The organism is Streptomyces sp. NPDC059851, from assembly GCF_042732005.1.
Classification (GTDB): domain Bacteria; phylum Actinomycetota; class Actinomycetes; order Streptomycetales; family Streptomycetaceae; genus Streptomyces.
This window is the reverse complement of the sequence record NZ_JBHWJJ010000288.1, coordinates 1-2,141: the sequence shown is the minus strand read 5'-3', so window position 1 is coordinate 2,141 and position 2,141 is coordinate 1. Positions and strand designations below refer to the sequence as shown.

Genomic DNA, 2,141 nt, shown 5'->3' with positions numbered 1-2,141 from the left:
GGGCCCCACGCCAGGGAGGTCGCAGCCAGGCCGGCGGCGCGCCGCTGCTCGGCGAGCGCGTCCAGGTAGGCGTTCGCAGCAGCGTAGTTGGCCTGACCCGGCGCCCCGATCGTGCCGCTCATCGAGGAGAACAGCACGAAGGCGGAGAGCTCGATGCCGAGCTCGACGGTCAGCTCGTGCAGGTTGAGCGCGGAGACGGCCTTCGCCCGGAGAACTCCGTCGAACCGCTCCGGCGTCAGGGCGTCCAGCACGCCGTCGTCGAGGACGCCGGCGGTGTGGACGACCGCGGTGAGCCCCTCGGCCTCGGCCGCGAGCAGGGTCCGCAAGGCATCCCGGTCGGCGGCGTCGCACGCCACGACCGACACCTCGACGCCCTGCTCCGCCAGCTCGGCCACCAGCTCGGCAGCACCCGGGGCCTCCGGACCCCGGCGGCTGGTCAAGACCAGCCGCTCGGCACCCGCACCGGCCAGCCAGCGGGCCACGCGCCCGCCGAGCGCACCCGTACCCCCGGTCACCAGGACCGTCCCGGACGGCTCCCACGAGCCCTTGCTGCCACCGGCCGCGCGGACCAGTCGGCGTCCGAAGACACCGGACGACCGCACTGCAACCTGGTCCTCACCGGCCGTACCACCAGCCAGTACACCGGCCAGCCGGCCCATGGCCCGCTCGTCCCACACCTCGGGCAGGTCGACCAGACCGCCCCAGCGCCCGGGAACCTCCAGGGCGGCCACCCGACCCAGACCCCACACCTGCGCCTGAACCGCCGAAACGAGCCGGTCCGAGCGGCCGACGCTCACCGCGCCCCGGGTCAGGCACCACAGCGGCGCACCCGACCCGGCATCGCCCAACGCCTGCACCAGGCCTGCCGTCGGGAGAACACCGGACGCCTCGTCCAGAGCGAGCAGGGAGACCACACCGGCGACGACGCCCTGGGCGTCGGCATCGGCATCGCCCATAGGGCCGGCCAGCAGGGCGGCCAGCGCGGCGCGGTCCGTACCGGGTTCCACGACGATCCTGCGGACTTCGGCGCCGTGCCCGGCCAGGGCAGCCTCCACGGCCGTCGCGTCCACGCCTGCAGCAGCAGGCGTCACCACCAGCCACGTCCCGGACGGACGACGGCCAGAGGCCACGTCCGTCAGCGGCTTCCACGACACCCGGTAGCGCCAGCGGTCCACCTCGGACTGGGTCCGCAGGCCACGGCGCCATGCCGACAGGGCAGGGAGCACCTGGCCCCAGGCGTTCTCGTCGTCCACGTCCAGCGTGCCGGAGAGCGACTCCAGGTCCTCGCGCTCGACCGCGTCCCAGAAGCGGGCATCGACGTCATGGCCGGCACTGCCGGCGCTGCGGCGACCCGCTCCCGTCAACTGCAGCCAGTAGCGCTGCCGCTGGAAGGCGTACGTCGGCAGCTCCACCCGCCGGGCGCCGGAACCGGCGTAGAACGCGGACCAGTTCACCTCGACGCCGCGTGCGTGGGCCTGGGCCAGCGAAGCCACGACGGTGTCGGCTTCCGGACGGCCGTTGCGCAGGACGGGTACGAAGGCGGCGCCCTCGCGCGTCACACACTCCTGGCCCATGGCCGAGAGCACACCGCCCGGGCCGAGTTCGAGGTACGTCGTGACGCCCGCGTCCTCCAGCACCCGCATGCCGTCGAGGAAGCGGACGGCGTCGCGGACGTGCCGCACCCAGAACTCGGCGGAAGCCATCTCGTCGGTGACGACGGCACCGGTGAGGTTCGACACGACCGGGATCGTGGGGGCGGCGAAGGACAGCCGCGCCACCACCTGGCGGAAGTCGTCCAGCATGCCGTCCATGTGCGGCGAGTGGAACGCGTGGCTGACCGTCAGCCGCTTGGCCTTGCGACCGGAAAGCGCCTCCGTGACGGCGATGACCGCGTCCTCGTCGCCGGCCATGACCACCGACTGCGGCCCGTTGATCGCGGCGATGCTCACCCGGTCGCCCCCGCCGATCAGCGGCAGGACCTCGTCCTCCGACGCCTGGACGGCGAGCATCACACCACCGCCCGGAAGTGCCTGCATCAGCCGGCCACGGGCCGCGACCAGCGCACACGCGTCATCCAGGGACAACACCCCGGCGACGTGCGCGGCGGCGATCTCACCGATCGAGTGCCCGGACACGAAGTC

The 2,141-nt window shown here is 73.5% G+C and carries 1 protein-coding gene; it reads right to left on the bottom strand.

From position 1 onward, the window contains the following. Positions 1-2,141 (bottom strand): SDR family NAD(P)-dependent oxidoreductase (locus ACFV7Q_RS38770; protein ID WP_385435657.1); only part of this gene is annotated, 2,141 nt, incomplete at both ends.